The sequence below is a fragment of the Mesorhizobium sp. M7A.F.Ca.MR.362.00.0.0 genome, assembly GCF_004023175.1.
Classification (GTDB): Bacteria; Pseudomonadota; Alphaproteobacteria; order Rhizobiales; family Rhizobiaceae; genus Mesorhizobium.
In genome coordinates, this window is record NZ_RZTF01000810.1 from 1 (window position 1) to 953 (window position 953).

Genomic DNA, 953 nt, shown 5'->3' on the forward strand with positions numbered 1-953 from the left:
CGATATCAATGGATTGGTCGTCATCGACAGCAATGCGGCCTTGGCGCGCGCCTGTCTGACACGGTTGGGCTTCGGTGCCCAGGAAGCCCGCGGCCTGCCGACCGTATCACGGCTGCCGGAACATGACCGATCGATGCGCGCCAGCTTGGCCGCACTGGCCTAGCCCTATGGATAGAACCTCATAGCATTTCGGAACCCGTCAGCCCTGGCGCGGCACGCCCTTGGCAAGCAGGTAGACGAGATACGGCCCGCCAAGCAGCGAAGCGAACAGGCCGGCGGGCAGTTCGTAGGGAAAGGCAGCCATGCGCGACAGCCAGTCCGAGACGATCATCAGCAGGGCGCCCAGAAGCATCGCTCCGGCGAGATGGACGCGGGCGCGGGAAAAGCCGACCAGACGGGCAAGGTGTGGCGCGATCAGGCCGACGAAGCTCAACGGTCCGACGACCATGGCGGCCAGCGCGGTGAGGAGCGCGGCAACGACGATCAGCATCAATCGTCCGCCGGCGACCGGCACGCCCAGCCCGCGTGCGCTGTCGGACCCGAGCGGCAGGATGTCGAGCCAGCGCGCGGCGAGGAACAGCGGCAATGTCAGCGGCAACAGACAGGCGAGTGCTAGCCCTGCATCGAGCGTCGACGCCTGGCCGGTCGAGCCGCTCAGCCAGCGCAACAGGATGTAGGACTGCGCGTTGCCCATGGCGATCGTCGCGGTGATCGCAGCGCTGCAGAGCGCGCTCATGGCGATCCCGGCAAGCAGCAGCCGCTCGGCACCGAACTTTGCTCGTGCGGCAAGGGCCAGCATGGCAATCAAGGCCACCAGTGAGCCCAGGGCTGAGCCGGCGAGCTGCCAGCCGAGATCGGCCGTGGCGCTGACCATCAGCACGGCTGTCAGGCCGGCACCGGCGCCGGTGCCGACGCCAAGCACTTCGGGGCTCGCCAGCGGGGTGCCGGTGACC

The 953-nt window shown here is 68.1% G+C and carries 1 protein-coding gene; it reads right to left on the reverse strand.

Annotated features, from left to right (window positions below; translation table 11 throughout):
• Positions 1–199: 199 nt before the first annotated feature.
• Positions 200–953 (reverse strand): iron chelate uptake ABC transporter family permease subunit (locus EOC06_RS37870; protein WP_164899026.1); only part of this gene is annotated, 754 nt, incomplete at its 5' end.